Consider the following 249-nt stretch of genomic DNA (forward strand, 5'->3'; position numbering starts at 1 on the left):
GAACCGGGTCAGCGGCCGAGATACTACGGCAGCCTAGGCCAGCATCTGCGCGATGACCGTCCTGTCGCCGCCGTGAAGCGTGGGATTGGAGCGATTGCCTTCCTGATCGTAGGTCCAGACCTTGCACAGGATGAGCCGGTGCGGGCCGAAACTGTGCTGCAGCGGCACGTCGGCGGCGTCGCGGCCGCGCGCCATGACGATCCGGCCGCTGCCCGGCTGGTTGTGGCGCGGATCGAAGCTGTACCAGTT

Annotated in this window: 1 pseudogene; it reads right to left on the reverse strand. The window is 67.1% G+C overall.

From position 1 onward, the window contains the following. Nucleotides 1–33: 33 nt before the first annotated feature. A pseudogene (locus KVT37_RS32500) lies at nt 34–249 on the reverse strand (transglutaminase family protein); the annotation flags it as partial.

It is taken from the genome of Mesorhizobium sp. GbtcB19 (genome assembly GCF_019091085.1).
In the GTDB taxonomy this organism is placed as follows: Bacteria; Pseudomonadota; Alphaproteobacteria; order Rhizobiales; family Rhizobiaceae; genus Mesorhizobium.